Annotated in this window: 18 protein-coding genes and 1 pseudogene; 2 read left to right on the top strand and 17 right to left on the bottom strand. The window is 31.1% G+C overall.

From position 1 onward, the window contains the following. Positions 1 to 54: 54 nt before the first annotated feature. Positions 55 to 1,401, bottom strand: a complete 1,347-nt coding sequence (locus G9F70_RS11170) for an MATE family efflux transporter (RefSeq protein ID WP_164947469.1) — start codon at positions 1,399 to 1,401, stop codon at positions 55 to 57. Positions 1,402 to 1,665: 264 nt separating this feature from the next. Between G9F70_RS11170 and greA the strand changes: the two genes are divergently transcribed. After that, entirely contained in the window at positions 1,666 to 2,130 is a 465-nt protein-coding gene (greA, locus tag G9F70_RS11165) for a transcription elongation factor GreA (protein ID WP_164947468.1), read from the top strand. A gap of 71 nt (positions 2,131 to 2,201) precedes the next feature. On the opposite strand, the gene G9F70_RS11160 is transcribed toward greA, so the two are convergent. The 5 genes from G9F70_RS11160 to G9F70_RS11140 form a co-directional block, all read right to left on the bottom strand. Further along, positions 2,202 to 2,429, bottom strand: a complete 228-nt coding sequence (locus G9F70_RS11160) for an alpha/beta-type small acid-soluble spore protein (RefSeq protein ID WP_164947467.1) — start codon at positions 2,427 to 2,429, stop codon at positions 2,202 to 2,204. 116 nt (positions 2,430 to 2,545) lie between these two features. Then, a complete protein-coding gene (gene aspD / locus G9F70_RS11155) occupies positions 2,546 to 4,183 on the bottom strand; it encodes an aspartate 4-decarboxylase (protein ID WP_164947466.1) in 1,638 nt (545 codons plus the stop codon). A gap of 158 nt (positions 4,184 to 4,341) precedes the next feature. Next, entirely contained in the window at positions 4,342 to 4,464 is a 123-nt protein-coding gene (locus G9F70_RS11150) for a cold shock domain-containing protein (RefSeq protein ID WP_224617843.1), read from the bottom strand. 17 nt (positions 4,465 to 4,481) lie between these two features. Continuing rightward, entirely contained in the window at positions 4,482 to 5,354 is an 873-nt protein-coding gene (gene speE, locus G9F70_RS11145; RefSeq protein ID WP_164947465.1) for a polyamine aminopropyltransferase, read from the bottom strand. A 151-nt stretch (positions 5,355 to 5,505) separates the two neighbouring features. Then, entirely contained in the window at positions 5,506 to 5,946 is a 441-nt protein-coding gene (locus tag G9F70_RS11140; protein ID WP_164947464.1) for a GatB/YqeY domain-containing protein, read from the bottom strand. 333 nt (positions 5,947 to 6,279) lie between these two features. On the opposite strand from G9F70_RS11140, the gene corA reads away from it, so the two are divergent. Further along, positions 6,280 to 7,233 (top strand): magnesium/cobalt transporter CorA, encoded by a 954-nt coding sequence (corA, locus tag G9F70_RS11135; RefSeq protein WP_164947463.1) that lies wholly within the window; start codon positions 6,280 to 6,282, stop codon positions 7,231 to 7,233. Positions 7,234 to 7,238: 5 nt separating this feature from the next. Here corA and G9F70_RS11130 read toward each other — a convergent pair whose 3' ends face one another. From G9F70_RS11130 to G9F70_RS11080, 11 genes and pseudogenes are all read right to left on the bottom strand, one after another. Beyond that, positions 7,239 to 8,060, bottom strand: coding sequence for a metallophosphoesterase (locus G9F70_RS11130; RefSeq protein WP_164947462.1), 822 nt, complete (start codon positions 8,058 to 8,060; stop codon positions 7,239 to 7,241). Between the two features lie 174 nt (positions 8,061 to 8,234). Further along, positions 8,235 to 9,029 (bottom strand): annotated as a pseudogene (iadA, locus tag G9F70_RS11125) (beta-aspartyl-peptidase); the annotation flags it as partial. A gap of 252 nt (positions 9,030 to 9,281) precedes the next feature. After that, a complete protein-coding gene (locus G9F70_RS11120) occupies positions 9,282 to 9,728 on the bottom strand; it encodes a hypothetical protein (RefSeq protein ID WP_164947460.1) in 447 nt (148 codons plus the stop codon). A gap of 72 nt (positions 9,729 to 9,800) precedes the next feature. After that, the gene (locus G9F70_RS11115; protein WP_164947459.1) at positions 9,801 to 10,499 is read right to left on the bottom strand and encodes an ABC transporter ATP-binding protein; all 699 of its coding nucleotides are present in this window, start codon (positions 10,497 to 10,499) and stop codon (positions 9,801 to 9,803) included. 33 nt (positions 10,500 to 10,532) lie between these two features. After that, positions 10,533 to 11,702: an ABC transporter permease gene (locus G9F70_RS11110; protein WP_164947458.1), complete on the bottom strand. Its 1,170-nt coding sequence runs from the start codon at positions 11,700 to 11,702 to the stop codon at positions 10,533 to 10,535. A gap of 54 nt (positions 11,703 to 11,756) precedes the next feature. Further along, positions 11,757 to 13,268: an efflux RND transporter periplasmic adaptor subunit gene (locus G9F70_RS11105; RefSeq protein ID WP_164947457.1), complete on the bottom strand. Its 1,512-nt coding sequence runs from the start codon at positions 13,266 to 13,268 to the stop codon at positions 11,757 to 11,759. Positions 13,269 to 13,509: 241 nt separating this feature from the next. Next, entirely contained in the window at positions 13,510 to 14,970 is a 1,461-nt protein-coding gene (locus G9F70_RS11100; RefSeq protein WP_164947456.1) for a sensor histidine kinase, read from the bottom strand. Further along, positions 14,967 to 15,647: a response regulator gene (locus G9F70_RS11095; RefSeq protein ID WP_164947455.1), complete on the bottom strand. Its 681-nt coding sequence runs from the start codon at positions 15,645 to 15,647 to the stop codon at positions 14,967 to 14,969. The genes G9F70_RS11100 and G9F70_RS11095 overlap by 4 nt, the downstream gene beginning before the upstream one ends. A gap of 348 nt (positions 15,648 to 15,995) precedes the next feature. Further along, the gene (locus G9F70_RS11090) at positions 15,996 to 17,603 is read right to left on the bottom strand and encodes an IS1182 family transposase (protein ID WP_224617775.1); all 1,608 of its coding nucleotides are present in this window, start codon (positions 17,601 to 17,603) and stop codon (positions 15,996 to 15,998) included. Positions 17,604 to 17,846: 243 nt separating this feature from the next. Continuing rightward, positions 17,847 to 19,511 carry a hypothetical protein gene (locus G9F70_RS11085; protein WP_164948048.1) on the bottom strand — a complete coding sequence of 555 codons (1,665 nt, stop codon included), beginning with the start codon at positions 19,509 to 19,511 and terminating at the stop codon, positions 17,847 to 17,849. Positions 19,512 to 19,513: 2 nt separating this feature from the next. Then, positions 19,514 to 20,299, bottom strand: a complete 786-nt coding sequence (locus G9F70_RS11080; protein WP_164948049.1) for an ABC transporter ATP-binding protein — start codon at positions 20,297 to 20,299, stop codon at positions 19,514 to 19,516. Positions 20,300 to 20,433: the final 134 nt, after the last annotated feature.

The following is a 20,433-nucleotide window of genomic DNA, read 5'->3' as shown; positions in this document are numbered from 1 at the left end:
CCATCCAAGTGGCAAATGGCATTGATGCCACTTGCCACTTGGGTGGCACAAGCTCTATTTAAGTTTATTAATACTTCTGTATAAGAAAAATGCTGTTAATGCTGTAGCAATCAAATCTGCACAAGGTTGTGAAAGCCATAGTCCATCCAATTCGAAATATAATGGGAGTATAAGAATAAGAGGAATTAATACTATGACTTGTCTTAAAACACTTAAAATCATTGAGGTTTTCGCCTCATTTATTGCTTGAAAATAGCTTGCTCCTAAAATTTGAAAACCTAAAATAGGTAAAAATATCAAGTCAATTCTAAGTCCACGTGCCCCCATATTTATTAGTTCAGGATTATTACCTACAAACACACCAATAAGAGGCCTAGCAAATAGTTGTACACTTATAAATCCAATTGTAGCAATGCAAGTCCCTGCGATTATTGAATACTTTAAAACCTTTAAAACTCTTGAATAGGATTTAGCCCCATAATTATATCCTATTATAGGCTGAATTCCTTGGCTTATACCAAATATAGGCATAAAAATAAGCATTGATATACTATTTAATATTCCCATTGCAGCTATTGCAGTATCCCCTCCGTAAGCATAAAGACCTTTATTATATAAAATAATTACAAGGCTTGATGCAATTTGCATAGAAAAAGGAGCCATCCCAATAGCAAAAATATCCTTTACAATATGTCTATGAAGCTTTAAATTAACTTTCTTTATTTTAAGTACACTTCCACTGTTTTTAGAAGTAAAATATTTAAGTACCCATAGAGTATTAAAAGCTTGAGAAATTATGGTTGCTATTGCAGCACCCTCAACTCCCATATTAAAACCGAATATTAATATGGGATCTAATATAATATTAATAATTGCACCAAATACCATTGTTAGCATTGCCATTTTTGGATTGCCTTCGGCTCTAATTATATTATTTATACCAAATCCTATATTTTGAAAAACCGCTCCCATAAGTATGATTTGTATATATGCTTTTGCATAAGGGATACTGTCTCCACTTGCTCCAAATAAGATTAAAAGCTTGTTTAAAAACAAAACTCCAAGCAAGCTAAGTACTAATGATATTATTGTTATGAGTATCACTGCATTTCCCAAAATATCATCTGCGGCTTTTTTGTTTTTTTCTCCTAGTCTTATTGATATAACTGCACTAGCACCTACCCCAACAAGCATGCCAAAAGCCATTATAATAACTGATATTGGAAAAGTTATAGCAAGTCCTGATAGTGCATTTGATCCTACACCCTTAATATGACCTATATAAATTCTATCTACAATGTTATATAGTGCATTGACAATCATTCCGGTTATTGCAGGTATAGAAAACTTAAAAAGTAGTTTTCCTATACTTTCTGTTCCTAGTGCTTTTGTTTGATTCATAAAAATTATCCTCCATATCAAAATATAAATATAAAATGTCTCAGTATAAAAATTTCACCATTACTATATCTACTTTATAGTATAACATATGTTTTTATTATTATTAAATTATTGAATTTTAAGATTTCATTAAATATTTTCACCAAAAATATGATATAATAATTCTTTATTGTTTTCTCTACATTTAATTTAATTTAATATAGCTAACATATTTAAATATAGAGAATAAATTATAGCGGATAAAATTGTTAGGAGTGACAAATTATGAAAAATACAATATTAACACCTAGTGGAGTAGCAAAATTAGAAGAAGAATTAGAACTTCGTACTGGGGAAAAAAGAAAAGAAATAACAGCAGCAATTAAAGAAGCAAAGGGTCACGGAGATTTAAGTGAGAATGCAGAATATGATGCAGCTAAAGATGATGAAGCCACCAATAATGATAGAGTAATTAAGATTCAAGAATTACTTAGAAGTTGTACTGTAGTAGAAGACTACAGTAATGATGAGCATTTAGGTCTTGGTGGTGAGGCTGATATTAAATTCCTTGATACAGATGATATTGAGAAAGTATGCCTTGTATCTACAGTAGAGACTAACCCCGAGTTAATGAATATAAGTATTGAATCTCCACTGGGCATGGCAATATACAAGAAATCCCTTGGAGATAAGTGCATTGTTTTAGCTCCAGAGGGTAATTACGAAGTAACTATAGAAAAAATTTACTAACATAATGAAACTAAAAAATATAAGCAGAAATAACTCTCTGCTTATATTTTTTAGTTTCATTATGTTTTTTTCTACTTGTTATTATCCACCATATTTTTTTCTGCTGCTTCTACCATTCTCCTTACCATCTCTCCACCAACATTACCTGAATTCTTTATCTTATTTACAATTCCACTAGGAACGTCTCCCATATATACACTTTTGCTTTCAATGTCACCTAGTCCCATGTCTTCCGCTACTTCCATTTTGAATTTTTCAAGTTTTCCCATTGCTTCTGGTACTAATGTTCTTTTAGTCATCTTACTCCCTCCCTACAATTTTTCTTAAGATACTCAAGTATATTATAATAATTTTTATTTCTACTTTGCATATCTACAATTAGTATTTTTAAAAAGGGATTTTTTATTCATTGGCTTTATTTAACTTGCTTAGATTCATTCCATTCTTTTGCATAGTCTTCCAATACTTTATGTAGAACTTTTCCAATTTTAGAATAAGATTCATCATTAAGATTTGCAAGTGATATTCTGATAGCCCACTCTGGGCCATGGAATCCACTACTGCCTAACAAAACTATAGAAGATTGCTCTGCTAGACGTATAAGAATGTCTACTGGTTTATAATTTGCTTGTAAATATTGCATAAATTCCGCATTATATTTTCGCCCTGCCCACTCTAGTAAATCAAATTGAGTATAGTAAGACGCATCGAAAGGATCTTCCTGTAAATCCAGTCCCAATCCATCCAGCAAAAGTTTTTTACGGTTACGACAAATATCTTTTGTTAATTGCTTATATCTATTTTCTTTATCAGTTATAGCAAATAGCGAAAAAAATGCCATTTGTACTTGTTGTGGTGTTGATAATCCTGCAGTATGATTAAGTGCTACCTGACGGCTATCTGCTACTATTCTATCGATAAAAGCAATATTATCAGGCTCAGTAGAAATTCCGCCGTAGCGTATTCTTGCTCTCCCCTTCTTGTCTTCATCTTGCTGCCTTAATAGTTTATCAAATACATTGTCTTCATAAAGTGAAATAGTTCCAAGACGCCAGCCAGTTACTCCAAAATATTTTGAATAAGAATACACTCCAATTGTATTGTATGGCAAATCTGCCATTAATGAGCGGAACTCGTCTACAAAAGTACCATATACATCATCTGAAATAATCATTAAATCTGGATTAACATTCTCTACAATGTTTTTTAGCTGATTAACAGTTTTGGGTTTCATTGCAACAGAACCTGGATTACTTGGATTAACTATAAATAATGCCTTTATGCTTGAATCATTTATTTTCTCAATTTCTTTAGAAGAATATTGCCATGTATGTCTACCATCTTCAGTTATTTCGTCAGCCAAGACTTCAACAACTTCAAAATTATAGCGTGGTAAATGAGGTATCTCAAGATAAGGTGTAAAAATTGGTGCTATAAGTGCGATTTTATCTCCCTTTGACAATATATTGTTTGCAATCAATGTATCAAAAATATAGCACATCGCGGCCGTAGCACCTTCAACTGCAAATGTTTTAAATTTCCCTGGAAGTAACTCATTGTAACATAACTCCTGAACAAGATAGTCGTTTACTACACTTTCAACATGTACTAACATTCTATCTGGTTTCGGATAATTATCGCCAATAATTCCATCTACCAATTCGTAAATCCAATCATCTGAATTAAATTTTTTGACTATTATACCGTAATCAATCATTTTACAAAGAAGCTCAATTCCTGGAGCATCTTGATGTTTTTTTGCAAAATTTATAAAATGCTTTGTAATCCCTTCTTTCCTCGGCATTCCAGCTAAGTCGCACTCACTCCATACCTTGCGACTTTCTTCAATAGCAAATTGACCAAAAGTGAAAAATGCTTCTCTTGGAGAAGCTGCAATCCAATTAGGATTTCCTCTACCTGCATCTAGAAGTGTGTGTGTACCACTTTTTTTTGACTCTTCCGCAAGATTGATTAATTTATCTTTAAGTTCAAAAGGGCTTATTTTACCATAAACCTCTTCTATTTCTTTACGCTGAAGACTTAACTTATCCAATATCTGATACCCCCTATTTATAATTAATTTACTATTTATTATTATTATGCCTAAATAATTTCATTTTAAACTAATAGCCTGATTCCATCAAAAAATAAGCTACCCTATCATAGAAAGACCACCTTATAAAAGGTGGTCTTTCTTACTATAAATACTATTTATATTGCTGAAACCTCAATTGCTTGAAGTCCCTTAGGTCCTTCTTCTGTTTCAAATTGAACTTTTTCGCCATCTTCAAGATTTTTTCTTGAATTTTGAATTGCAGATGTATGAACGAAAATATCATTTTTCTGTGTTCCTATTTTAAATCACTTATGAAATTTGGAAGATCAAAGCAAGATTTTGCAATGTTCTTTGTTAAATAGCGAGTTTCAAAAGGCAATTTACTTACGTCCATATTGCTAGGATCATAAACATCTGACGCCATTGTAAAACTCCATAATCCGCCTGGATAAGTTGGAACAAACGCTATATAAGTTTTTACAATTTTAAAGTTCTTCTTTAATATGCTTCTTGTATTCTCAATTATGTTACGATGTATCATTGGTGATTCACTTTGACATACCATTACTCCGTCAGCATTCAATGTTTTCTTTACATTTTCATAAAATTCTTCTCCAAATAAATCCTTAGCAGGACCCTCAGGATCTGGTGAATCCACCATGATTATATCATACTTAATATCAGTACTCTTTACATATTCAACTCCATCTCCGAATTTAAAATTGATTCTTTTATCAAAATCAGAACCTCCACTTATTTCCGGAAGGAATTTTATACATTCTTTTGTTACTACTTCGTCAAGCTCCACCATATCAATTGTCTCAAGGTCCTCATACTTTGATAACTCTCTTACCGCTCCACAGTCTCCTCCACCAATTACCAAGACTTTTCGTGGATTTTTATGAGTAAGTACTGGAATATGAGTAATCATTTCATTATATATAAAGCCATCTGCCGAAGTGGTCTGCATTACACCATCAAGAACAAGACACGGACCAAATGCCGCAGAATCAATAAGTGCTACCTCTTGATATGGAGACTTAGAATAGGAAAAACATTTATTGATTTTGTAAGTAATTTTCAAATTTTTTTTCTCAACTTCAACTTCTTCAAACCATAGTTCATTATCAATTTCTTTAAAATACGTTGGTAACTCATTCATTTTCATAATAATTCCTCCATTGTAATAAATATATCTACCTTTTGTATCTCAAAAAGTTAGCATACCTAGTATACCATAAATTTAAATAAGCTAACAATCATAAATTTATGATTGTTAGCTTACTTTTCTATCTACATTCTATTCCAAAAATTTTCTCTTACGCCAGTAATTCCTTCACAAGAGGATTTATCTTCTTGCTATCATACTTTCCTTTTAACTGTGGCATAACAGCCTTCATAACCTTACCCATGTCACCATTTCCCTTAAAGCCATTTTCTGCAATAACTCCAATGACAATTGCCTTTGCTTCCTCGCCTGTAAATTGCTTTGGCATATAAACTGTGAACATTTCAATGGCAATCTCTGTCTCAGCTATAATTTCTTCTTTGCTCGCTTGTTTTGCATAGCTAAGAGTTTCATTTAATTGTTTAATTGTTTTCTCAATAATACCTATTAACTCATTGTCTTCAAGTTCTTTCTTTAAGTCCATTTCCTTATATTTAACCTCAGCCATTAAAGTCCTTAAAGCAGTTAGTCTTATCTTATCCTTACTCTTCATATACTTAATAATATCATCTTTTAATGTTTGTTTTAACATATGTACGTACCTCCAATTGATTTATATTTTTCAGTAAATTTTCTTACATCTAAATTATACTGATATGTATACATTATACTCTTAATTTGCTATAAAATACAAACTGACATTATTAATTCAGCCACATTCATCTCATTCTGATATTAAGTTAAATTTTATAAACACAATGTGATACTCTGCTCTATTTATGTAGTTACCTTTAGCATATCATTTCTAAAAATACCCATAAATATCTGAATTTAAACAATTATAATGTTATAATATATAGATTAAACTAGTTAAGAGGCTACACATATTAAATGGATATTGAAAGACATAAAGGGAGTGATTTTATTGATTAGTTATATTGATAATGAAGTGCATCAATTTGAAACCATAGAGAAAGCCTTTGCTAATAACACATCAAATACAAAAGAAGTGTTTTGGCTTAATATTAATAATCCAACTGATAGTGATTTTGAATTTTTGAAAGGTAAATTTAATTTTCATCCTCTCACTATTGATGACTGCATTCATAAGAGTAGGAGGAGTAAAATAAACGACTACAATGATTATCATTTTTTAATTATTGCCACATCAGATAGTCATCCAAATAATACATTTTCTTATAATAACATATATGTATATATTAGCTCGAATTATATTATAACAATACATTATGGAGAAAGTAAATCAATAAAAAAGATTATAAATGACATAAACAAAGGTTTAGACATTGTTTCTAATGGAAGTGATTTTGTTTTGTACCATATTCTTGATGAATCAACAGACCAATTGTTTATTATAACGGATAAACTTGAAGAAAAAATTAATATCTTAGAAGAAGAATCCATGAACAACCCTGTTCAAAGTACTCTTAATAATATTATGAGAGTAAAAAAAAGCGTTATTAAGCTACGACGAGTTGTTTCTCCACTACGAGAAGTATTAAATACTCTTTTGAGGCATGATGATATTATAACTGAGAAATACAGATTATATTTCTCTGATATATATGACCATATACTTCGTATATATGATTTAATTGAATCTGATCATGAAATGGTTACATCTTGTTTAGAGCTTTATTCTTCGCAATTATCTAATTCCATGAATAAAGTTATGAAGATTTTAACTATAATCACTACAATTATGATGCCGCTTACAATTATAACAGGAATTTATGGTATGAATTTTGAAAATATGCCCGAACTACATGCTAAATACAGTTATTTTATTGTTATATTTATAATGGTTTTTAGTTCTTTATGCGAAATCCTATATTTTAAAAAGAAAAAATGGTTGTAATATATTTATTCTAAATTAATCTCTAAAATTTCTGGCATAGCAAAAAATCTTATGGGTAACATTCCGTTACCTATTCCGCGAGTTAATACTATGTCTCTATTTTCCTCATGAACTATCTTCTTTATATACTTTTGACCGTATTTGGAAGACGTATATGGTGCGTATAATCCAAAAAAATTTATTTGACCTCCATGAGTATGCCCTGATAGACCTAAGTCATAGTTTATCAGGCTTTTATAATTGCTGAAAAAATCCGGATTATGAGATATAGCAATAGTGAAATTATTATTGTTTTCTTTAAGCATGCCAACTTTTGGATTCCCTTGAAATAAATCATCTACTCCTATTAGACTTATACTATCTTCCCCCATATTAATTAATTCCTTTGTATTTTTAAGTAGCTTAAAGGAACTTGAGTTAATTGCATTTAATAGGGCATCCTTCCTATTGTAATAGTCATGATTTCCTAAAACAGTATAAATACCTAACCTAGCTTTTAAGTTTCTTAATATTTCAAACTCTTTATCTAAATATACACTTACGTTCCTTTTGCTTTTTACTGAAATATCTAAATAATCTCCACCTATTATTATAATATCTGCTTCTAATTTATTAATTCTATTTACTACGCTTATCAACCTTTTAGCCCTAAAAAATTTTCCATAGTGAATATCTGATATAAAAATTATTTTAAATTTTTTAAAACCTTTTGGTATCTTGCTATTAACAACTCTAATCCTTCGAACTCTATAAACTTGAGCTTCAATTAGGATCCAAAATGTAAAAAAAAGAAATAAGTATATTAAAATGTGAAATATATTAGTCATAATTTTTCCCCTTTTCGAAAGTCTAGCATTTCATATTTCATATAAAACACCCTCTCTTCTAATTATTAAATTTATTTAATAATTATCTTTTTAACAACATTTTTAGTATTTCCCAAAGCTTTAATGAAGTTGCTAACGAATTAAATATAGTATCACAAATTACTATTTTTCAAAAGTTGCTTTAACTTCATCTACCTCAAGATGCTCTGGATCAAAGCTAGTAGTCATATCAATAATTCCTCCAAGTTTAGCAAATTCTATTCCTGCATTAAACACAGAAATACTTCTGTTAACATGAGTTGGTATAACCTGTTTAATTGGTATTTCAGTTTGCTTTACCATATTGACTAAATATTCTAGCCTTCTCTCTCCATCTCCAAGATGTACATTCACAATTCCAGCTTTACCTGAAAGGATTCCACCTACTCTAGCCTCTGCTACTACCTTTATAAATTCTTCAAAAGTAGGCTGCGAGGACCTATGATCTGAAAGAGCTATCTCTCCTATTCCAATAACCTTGTCTACAATCATAATGTCAGAGCGGCAACTGTCTGTAATGGTATTTACTGGTATTTCGTAGGATCCTGAGTAAATATAAGTGCTAATTCCCTCCTCTTCAAGCCCCCTTGCTTTAGCAAGAAGTGATCTTACATCTCTACATACCCCATCAGTACCTAAACAACCTACCACTGTTGTAACACCACCAGCTATAATTTCCGAAAGCTGAATCTCAGGTGTTCTAGTCTTAAAGCCACCTTCTCCTCCTCCCCCTAAAATATGTACATGAGAATCGATAAAACCTGGAAATATAAGTTTTCCTGTTGCATCAATTACTTTTATTGTGGCAAATCTCTCTGGAATTGAAACATTTTGAGCAATAGTCTCAATTTTTCCTCCCGCAATTATTAAATCTACTTTCCCTATATACTCTGGTGCATAGACTTCTCCGTTTTTAATTATTGTAATCATAAAATTCCTCCTTGCTGTTTATTCAAAATACCATGTACAATTCATTATATCACTAGCAATTTTAGTTAAGACAGATATCAGCTATATACTAATCTTTGATTTTAATAGGCCTCTAAATATCATTCCAGTAGAATAGATAAACTTAAAATATATTTCAAAATCTAAATCAAAAGAAAAAGCCCTTAAAACTCAAGGGTTTTTCTTTGTTTTTATTAAAATTGCTGTTATTTCATACAAATGAGCTTTTATGTATTAATTTTGTGGGCGCTTAAAATTTCCTCTTGTTTTTTGCATAATTGCGTCAGATTGAGCTTGAGTTATTACTTTGCTAGTTACTAATTCACTTAATGGATTCTTTCTAACCTTATTTTGTGAGGTCCCTTGTTGTCCACTTTGTTGACCATTTTGTTGATTATTTCCATCCTGAGTCTGAGTTTTTGGTTTCGACATATTTTTTGTCAAAACTACAAGAACCTTATCTGACTGAGCTTGTTTTATTGTTCCATCTGTTACTAGACCTTTTAGAGCATCTTCATATTGTTTTTTCATTACTGCTGGATCAAATTTCCCACGGTTACCTTGTACTGTTTCCGGAGCCGCTGAAGTTGCTTTTGCAGCACTACTCTGGCAACCAGCAACCAAAATCGCTGAAATACTTATTATTATCAAACCTGATGTTATTTTATTCAATTTATTCATTATGACACCTCCCCTATTAAATCATCATCTGCGCAGCTGTTCATCTTCTTCGAAGCTGCAATATTAAGTTTTTTATAATACTATTCTATCTTTAACCTCTAAATCAGAAATTATTTTTCCATCTCTGAAACGAACTATTCTTTTGGTATGCTGAGCAATATCAGCCTCATGGGTTACCATGACAACCGTTGCACCTTCACTATTTAGTTTCTGGAATATCCTCATAATATCAATTGAAGATTTTGTATCTAAGTTACCTGTAGGTTCATCTGCCATAATAACTGCAGGGTTATTAACAATAGCTCTAGCAATTGCCACTCTTTGTTTCTGACCTCCGGATATCTCATTAGGTTTGTGTTTAATCCTGTTGCTAAGTCCTACCTTATCAAGTGCTTCTAGTGCTCTTTCCCGTCTTTCCTTAGAACTGTATCCTGAGTATACCATTGGAAGTTCAACATTTTCAAGTATACTCATTCTAGGCAGAAGATGGAATGACTGAAATACGAAGCCTATTTCTTTATTTCTTATATAAGCAAGCTCATTATCAGTAAGACTCGTAACATCCTTATTATTCAATAAATATTTACCTGAATCCATTCTATCAAGACAACCTAGAATACTCATAAATGTAGATTTACCGGACCCTGAAGGTCCCATTATTGTGGTAAATTCACCCTTTTGAATTTTAAGTCCTACATTATCTAATGCTATGCAATCAATATCGCCAGTTATATATTTTTTAACAATATCCTCTACTTCTATAACTACCATGCTTTATTCACCTCCAAATCTATAAAATTCATTTTACTCATATCTCAAGGCTTCAATTGGTCTTAATTTTGAAGCTTTATTTGCAGGGTAGAGTCCAAAAACAACACCAACTCCAGCTGAAAATCCAAAGGAAACAATTATAATAATAGGTGATATTAATACTGACATATTGGCAAATTTGCCTAATAAATAAGCACCTAAAAAGCTACCTAGAACCCCTACTATGCCTCCAACCCCTGAAATTACAAGTGATTCTATTAGGAATTGTAGCAGAATATCCCCTCGACGCGCTCCGACAGCTTTTCTTAGTCCAATTTCCCCAGTTCTCTCTATTACTGATACAAGCATTATATTCATAATACCTATGCCTCCAACAAGAAGGGAAATACCCGCAATTCCACCAAGCATCAAGGTCATACTATCTGAAGATGCTGTGGCAGTTGAAAGTAAATCACTTTGGTTAAATACTCTAAATTTGGTGCTGTCATTGTTAGACTTTCTAAGCATAAACACTTGAAGATTTGCCATAGCATCATTTACTGTATCTGCCGAGGTTGTTTCAACATAGAAGGTTTTTATGCTTTTATTCTTTAGCAATCTTTGAGCTGTAGTTATAGGAATAATAATTTTGTTATCATTTGATCCTGCACTAGTGCTTCCCTTTGATTGCAGTACTCCTATAATAGTAAATTCATTTCCATTAACTAGCATGGTTTTTCCAACTACATTTCTATTTGAAAATACAGCATCAATAACATCTACACCGACTACAGCAACTTTATATCTATTGTCAAGATCATTTTGATTGATGAATCTCCCAGCCTCTGCACCTATTTGTTTTATTTCTTCATAATTAGGCGTGGTAGCTTCCACTGTAGTGGTAGTATTCTTAACCCCAGCTTTTATAGTTACATTACCATTAATTATTGGGGCAATCTCCTTAATTCCAGGCTTTGTCTTCAATGTAGCTATTTCTTCGTTACTTACTGTTATTTCTCTGCTGCCTATTATACTTACCGTAATCAAATTGGTACCAAGTCCTTGAATCTGATCTGCAACTTGTTTTTTTGTTCCTTGTCCCATTCCAATTAATATAATCACAGAAAGTATACCTATAATTATACCGAGCATTGTGAGGAAAGAACGCATCTTATTTGCTACCACAGAACTTAAAGCCATTTTAATTGCTTGAGTAAACTTCATTTTCATAACCTCCTTACTCAAAATTATTCACAATATTATCTTAGAGTTCCATAGCTAGTTTCCTGCTTTTCCTCCACCAGTTCTGCCACCACCGCCCCCATAGCCTCCACCAGCTCCACCAAATCCACCAGATCCACTTAATGGGTTGGTTGTCTTAGTAGTACTAGTTGCAGGGCTCTTTATTATTGCAACCAATGCTGTATCTCCTTCGCTTACGCCACTTGTTATCTCTACATAATTCTGGTTAGAAATCCCAACTTCAATTTTTTTTCTAGTTACACCACTACTTGCTATGGAAATTGCTCCTCCGCCGTTTCCTGAACGTTGCGACCCATTAGCAGCTACATTTCCATTTGAACTATTTCCACTATTGTTACTTGAAGTACTTGTACTACTTCCTGAAGTTTCAGCAGTTATAGATTTATTATTACCAGTACCTTGAACTGCTTCAATTGGAAGCATAACTACATTTTCTTTTGTTTGTACAGAAACTTTAACATTTGTAGTCATTCCTGTTTTAACTCCATCAGCAGCATCAATTGAAACTGTTACATCATAAGTTGTAACTGAGTTTGTGCTTACACCAATGGATGATATTTTAATTACTTTCCCAGTAAATGCTTTACCTGTTATTGCATCAACTGTAATAGTTGCTTTCTGTCCAACTTTTACTTTATCTATATCTAATTCATCAACAGCAACTACTGTTTGCATTTGAGTTAAATCTATAATAGTTGCTACAGCTTTACCTGACTGAATAGTGTCACCAGGATTAAAATTAAGTGCTGCTACAGTTCCACCAACTGGAGCTGTGAAATTATTATAACCTGCTTGTGTTTGTGCATTACTTAAAGTCGTTTGATCCTGCTGAATATTAAGATTTTGAGAACTTATAGAATTGTTAATCTCTTCTGCATTTAATGTAAATAGAGTATCACCTTTTTTTACCGTAGCACCTGCAGTAACGTAGACCTTTGAAACTGTGGAAGATGATCCACTTGAGCTATCAATACCTATTTGTATAGCCTTACCATCGCTTCCTGTATAAGTTATGACCATTGCATGACCTAAAGCCTTTCCTATAACTGATGGGTCATCCCCTGCTGCTATATTCACAGTTTGCACTATTCCACTTACTGGGGCTTTTACATATAATGAATTTAAGCTTTTCTTAAGTTGTGTAAGTTTCAAGTTATCCTGATCAAGGGCATTTTTTGCCTTTTGAACACTTTGATCGGCGTTTTGCTCAACTAGGGTCCCAATTGATTGCCCACTCTTTACCAAATCTCCAGGTTTTACACTAAAAGAACCCAAAGTGCCATTGTTTTGTGCAACAATATCTTTAGATACACTGGAACCTGCAGTACCACTTGCAGTAACTACAACTTCAATATTGCCTTTAGTTGCCTTAAGCTTCATATACTGTGTTGTTTTGACAGCTGTCTTTGTTATAGCCAAGTATCCAAAGTAACCTCCAATTCCAACTAAAGTAGCAACGCATGTTATTATGGCCGACATTTTCCATGATTTTTTCTTTGCTTTAATTGATTTCATTTCTTTTTTCATTGGTTTCATCTCCTCATTTCAAATAAAACTTTAAAAATTTATACAAATGGTATAATAAAAGAGCACTTGTTGGGATTATCTCTAAAGTAATTATAATAAGTTCATGTGTCAATTGTGTATTAATTCCGTGTTAATTGTGTGTTATTTACGTGTCTGTTGTGTGTCTATCAAATCATCTTCTTTGGATCTGAAATTAAAAAAACAGGGCAAAATACACCCTGCTTTTTAATGAAATATTTTTTTAAGTATCAATATCAAACCAAAACTCAACCCCACCCTCCACATTTCTTAAACCATAGGTGTTTCCATGAAGTCTTTGAATCCCAGCAACAATGGACAGTCCAAGCCCCGTACCACCATACGCTCTTGTTCTTGCTTTATCTACTTTATAAAAGCTTTGCCACACTTTGTCTATATCTTCTTTCGGTATTTGTTTTCCTGAGTTAAAAATCGTTACCCTAACCTTACTTGCATTTCGGCTAGTTTCTATAATTATCTCTCTTTTTTCATTTATATGATTTATCGCATTATTTATGTAATTTACTAAAATCTGCCCAATCATTAACCTATCCCCGGATACCATTAGTTCTTTTACCTTTGACCTGTCTAATTTGACTTGCTTTTCATTAAATATTGGCAAGAATTTATTAATCAATTCTTCAATTAGTTCAGACATATTAAATAGGCTTATTTCAAGCTCAGGGCTGCCTAAATCAATTAAAGAAAGATTAAGTAAACTCTTTACCAATTGATTCATTTTTTTTGCTTCATTAACAATTACATCACAATAAAATTTTTTATTTTCCTCATCTTCTACTACATTAATTCTTAGTCCTTCTGCATAACCCTGGATTAGTGAAATAGGGGTTTTTAATTCATGGGATACATTGGCTATGAATCCCTTCCTCATATCATCTAAGGCTCTTTCTTTTTCTATATCTGCCCTGAGTTCTTTGTTCTTTTCCTTAAGTTCATTAATAGATTTATCTAACTGCTCAGAAAGAGAATTAATATTTTCACCAAGTTCGCCTATTTCATCCTGACTTGTAACAACATATTTCCACCTAAAATCTAACTTTGACATACTTTGTGTAATTTTATTTAAATTTAATATTGGCTGAGTAAATTTTTTAGAATATATAAGGGTTGCCATAATACCAATAATAATTGTAAGTACGCCTGTAAGCATCAAAAATTTATTGGATATATTCACATTGGCTGTTACCTCTTGCAATGGAATGCTTAACAATAATTTGTCTCCATTATTTAGTAAGTGATATAAATTTAAGAAATCTGTATTTAATCGCCTATCTTTTGCAATTTTAAAGATATACTGCTCATTATTTAGTTCCTTATTATCAAATTGCTTTATAATATTAAATCGCCCCGAGGGCCTTTTAATATCACTGAAATCGTAACTCCTTTTAAACATGGAATCATACTTAATATTATTATTGCTATCCACTATAGTCATATGAATTGCATTATTTCGTTCGATTTTTTCAAATTCAAAAGAAATCTCTTGAAAGTTATTTTTATAAATACTATCTATATATTTGCTATTTTTTATTAGCATACTTTTTTTTTGAGAAATATAGTAGGTTTTAAAAAAACAGGAATTTAAAATCATTGAAAATGAAACAAAAAACACTACTAAGCAAGTTACACCTATAAAGAGTTTTCTCTTTATCGATCCTTTCATTTGTCCACCTCAAATCGATAACCCAGTCCTCTTACTGTCTGAATTAAATCTCCCTGTTCTCCAAGTTTTGACCTAAGTCTCTTAATATGGCTATCCACAGTTCTTAAATCCCCCAAATAATTATAATTCCAAACTGTATTAAGTATTTTATCTCTACTTAAAGCTATACCTTTATTCTCAATAAAATATAACAATAACTCATATTCTTTTGGGCTTAAAGTCACAATTTTGTTGTCTATAGTAACCATGTGAGCCTTTTCGTCTATTTCAATTTTATCAAAATGTATTTCTTCACTTTTCGATCCCTGAATACGCCGCAAAATTGCTTTTATTCGAGAAACTAATATAATAGGACTAAAAGGCTTAGTTATATATTCATCTGCACCTAGGTCAAATCCAAAAACCTCATCTACTTCTTCACCTCTTGCTGTAAGCATAACAATTGGTATGTCAGATATTTTTTTTATCTCTCTGCACACAGACCAGCCATCATATACAGGCATCATTACATCTAATATAACTAAATCGATTTTATCCTTATTTTCTTTAAATATGTCCAGGGCTTCTTTCCCATCCTGAGCTTCAAATATATTAAAGCCCTCCATTTTCAAGAAATCTTTAACCAGTTTCCTTATTAAAGGTTCATCATCTGCAATCAAAATTGCTTTACTTTCCATATGTAAGTTCCCTTTCTTTATAGTTCTAAATATAAATATATAATACTATTATATATTTACTTATAACAAAGTATTATATCTATTGTGTGTTCTAGTGATATAATGTATGTACTAATTTGTCATATACAAAAGCACATTAAAATTCTTATCTTTATATAAAAAAGGGGCTGTCTCAAAATGATTAAAAAATCATTTGAAGAGACAGCCTCTTTTCCTTCTTGATTTTAATAAAAGCAATAAAAAACTACTCTTTTTATTGTTATTTTTTAGTTCGTTTTTATTTTTTACACTACAAAAAGAAGATTTTTAAATCTCCTAATTTTAAAATGTTGTTTTTTATTTTGAACTTTAAGCTGATTTTATTTCATGCAATAAAATTCCACATCTATCATTTTGGATTTTGTTATGAAATTTATTTATGTTATATCCAAAGCATAAAAGGGTAAATTCAGTTTTAACATTGATTTTTCCTTTAGTTAAAAATCTTCTAAACCCATGATCTTCTTTCAAAACTCCAAATGCTCCTTCAACTTGAATTGACCTATTAGTTCTTAACATTATTCCTTCTAAACTTGTTATATTTTCTAATGACTTTAATCTTTTTTGTATAAATTTTTTAGATACACTTAGTCTTTTGTTACCTTTTGCTTTTGTACATTTTGGTTTATACTGGCATGAATCACAATCCTCACATTCATAAACTGTTACACTAGCTTTATATCCAGACTTTGACTTTCTTATCGTGTTATAAAGAACCTTTAATTTTTTATTGTTATGGCAAGTATATTCATCATTTACTTCATCATAATTCATGTTTTCTCGCTTGCTTATATTATTTTTAAAGCTTCTCTTTTTCATGCTTTCATAAGTTTGAGGTTTTATAAATGTGTTTTGTCCAGTGGATTCTAAATACATATAATTTTCTTCACTCTCATATCCAGCGTCAGCTATTACACTATCAAATATTTGTGATAATGTTTCTCTTAATTTTTTTAAAAACGGAATAAAAGTAAGTTGATCAGATCTTTCACTAGAAATATCTATCCCAACAATATATTCACCTTCCACTCCTATTTGCATGTTATATCCTGGTTTTAGTTGCGAATTTCTCATATGATCTTCTTTCATATGCATAAAGGTTGAATCTTTATCAGTTTTTGAAAAACTATTTCTCCCATCAAAAGTTTTGGTATAATCATCATATTTTTTTTGCTTTTCTATAAACTCTGAAAGATTTTCTATAAACTTCTGTATTTTAGTTTTTCTTTTGCCTTGTCCATGCACAAATTCTATATTCTCATGTTCTCTATTTTTATTTAAAAATTTTAAAATCTCTTGAAGATATTCTATTTTAGCCTCCGGCTCTGAAATTATATATTCTGTTTTAAATTCAAAATTTATTTTTTCAATAATTTCCTTTATTTTTTCTTGAAGCTTCGCTTGAAATTTATCCGTAGATTTTTTCCATACGAAAGTATACTTATTAGCATTGGCTTCAATTTTTGTTCCATCAATAAATATATTCTTAAATTCAACCTCACCGTAGGTTTTTAACTTTTCAACTAATTGATTAAATAAATCATCTACAACACCAACAAGTCTTTTGCTTCTAAACCTAGCTATTGTATTATGATCAGGGGCCTTTCGACCTTGTAAAAGCCACATGAAGTTGATGTCTCGCTTACAAGCTTTTTCTATTTTTCTACTTGAATAAATGTCATTCATATAAGCATAAACTAATATTTTAAATAGAATCTTCGGTTCAACTGCCGGTTTTCTTCCTTGTGAAGAGTACGCCTCATTTAAATTTTTATAATATAATTCCTCCAATATTTGGCTTAGCAGTCTCACTGAATCATCCTCGGGTATCAAAATTCCTGTTTCAATAGGAAAAACTAATTGATAAACCTCGCAATTATTGGTATAATTCTTTTGTGTAATTTCTTTATTTATCATATTTAAATTATACACCAAAAGTGGACTCCTTGGAGTCCACTTTTGTATTTGGAAAAGAAAAAAAGAGCCATCTCGCTGTAGAAATCACTTTCTATTTTGAGACAGCCCCTTTTCCCAACTTTTGACCAGTGAGCCTCACATCATTGAAGTCCAGCAACATCAACGCATTTTTTAAGAAACTCATCATAATTAATTTTATAATCTAGATAAGTTTACCTCTATATTTTCATAATGAACAACTCTTTACATCTCTATATCCTTCCAGCACTCCTTAAAGCTAATTCTCCAAAGAATTACATTAACTATTAAAAGCAGCATCGCATAAACAGCAACAAATATCATATTATTTCTAATAATTATATGTATTCCAGCAAAGCCTCCAAGCAAAAAAATTGTGATTACGGAGGGCATTATAAGCTTCCCACTATCTGCTGTACCAAATTTCACGCTAAAGGGCATTGCCTTATTGGATACTTTAAAATACACTAATGATGATATTATAAGAACTAAAAACATTACTATTAAGTCTATAATTATTGATGGTCCTTTAAATATTATAAACACTATAGACTCTAATATATAGACTGGTATTATTAGCTTGAATATAGTTCCTTTTATTGATCCTTTTAATAGCACTCCTGGTTTTTCTATAGGCAATACCTTGTATATAAAAGCCCCCTTATAATTATCACTATTATTTATAAACGCTGTACAAAAGCATAGTAAGAATATACTCATATACATTAATAAATGAATTTTCCCGCCATAGCCTGTTTGAATATTAGCCATGAGGGATTTACCACTTCCCCTATCCATAAACATAAATAGAATTGGTATAAAAAACGCCATTGCAAGTGATGGATATACCTTAAGCTTCAAGTTTCTTTCTGTAGATATCATGTTTTGAGTAAATTTAAACATACTTTTTTCAATCTTATCCTTGCAAACAAGCCCTGCTATAAATTCTTGTCTAGTTGCGCTTCGCTTACTTACAGCCCCTCCATTTTCATTTAATTTTTGAAGGTTCTTTTCAAAATAAGGTACTACTCTTTTAATATAAAGCGTAATTAAGATAATGGGACCTACTATTGCAAGTGAAAGTAAAATTTTTAAGAAAGATTGTTTATTCCCATCTATCAATATTCCAAAGGGAGATGCAAACCACATAGATGGAAGTAGCGCATGCCAAATTTTAGGCACATATTCACTATTCATACTTTTCATATCAAAAACTCTTGAAACTAACTGATATCCGAAGGCAAATACAAATGCTAATAATATTTGAAAATAGTTTATTATATCCTTTAGTTTTTCTCCATCAAAAAACTTTAAGACTAAAGTATATAATAGCGCTGTTAAAGCTATAACTATTAGTACTGCCAATATATTTTCTATACTAAATATAACAAAAAATAAAGCTCCATATTTTACTGTACCAAGAACTAGTGGAATCAAATTTAATGACAGTGATAAACCCATTAAATATATACATATATGAGTAGTCTTAGCTGCATTAAAGGTCCTACTATCTATAGGTCTCGGTAACAATATATTTTTTTCTTTTACATCTAGTAAAACTGCTGAAAAGTCAGATATCATAAGTGATATCATCATAAATAGATTTATACCTATTACAATATTTGTAGCTTTCATAGCTGGCATATCACCCATCATTACTAATCCAATAAAAATACTCATAACTACATTGACCATCAATAAGGATAAATAATTATTCTTCTCCTTATCCTCATCTGTCTTTTTATTATTTCCCATAGCAGTACTTACTCTACGACCATCCATGGTTAGTTTTATCTGCAGAATCATTCTCATAGTCTTATAGTTAATGCCTGATTTCTTATATAATAATTGAAATTTATCTAATATCTTAAGCACGATGAAATCTTTCATAGTTACACCTCACAAACCAAAGAAACAAATTCTTTTGCAATCTCTGCATGCTCATTAAAGCCTGTTAGTTGATTGAATATTTCTTCAAGTGAACCTTCCTTTTGATTATTCTTAAGCTGCTCAAAACTTCCATCTGCAACTACTTTTCCATCATTTAAAAGTAAGATTCTATCACTTACCTTCTCTACAACATCCATTATATGTGAAGAATAAAATATGGTTTTTCCTCCCTTTGCAAGAGTGTTCATAACCTCTTTAAACACCATTACACTATTAGCATCTAGTCCACTTAAAGGCTCATCAAAAAATAATATATCTGGATTATGAATCAAACTACATATTATAAGTAGCTTTTGCTTCATACCTTTTGAATATGAAGATATTCTTGAATTTATAACGTCTTCCATTCCAAATAAGCCCATCATTTTTTTTGCTCTCTCAATAAGGTTTTTCTCTTCTAATCCATATATCTCACCTAGAAAGCTTAGATACTCATAAGCAGTTAAGTTTTCATATATGTCTGCAATCTCTGGTACATACCCTATTTTCTTTTTATATTCTATGCTTCCATCACTTATATCTTGTCCTAATATTTCAACTGTTCCTGTGTATCCTTCTAATATACCCAGCATTATTTTTATAGTTGTACTTTTACCGGCGCCATTAGTCCCTATATACCCTATTATCTGCCCTCTAGGAATTTCTAAATTTATCCCATTAAGCACCTTTTTACTGCCATAGCTCATTTGTAAATCTTTAATTGATATTATAGTTTCTGAATTTTCCATGATACCTCCCCCTCTTTAGTTCTTCCTATTCATTAAAACTGTTATATAAAAAATACTCATAGATGTAAGCCCTTAAGTTTATCAATTGCATATTTACGGCTTTAACTATTCGGTAAAATTTGCATTTATATATA

The sequence above is a fragment of the Clostridium sp. FP1 genome (assembly GCF_011065975.2).
Taxonomy (GTDB): domain Bacteria; phylum Bacillota; class Clostridia; order Clostridiales; family Clostridiaceae; genus Clostridium_AD; species Clostridium_AD tagluense.
Note: the sequence above shows the minus strand (reverse complement) of the source record. Positions and strands in the feature narration are given on the sequence as shown.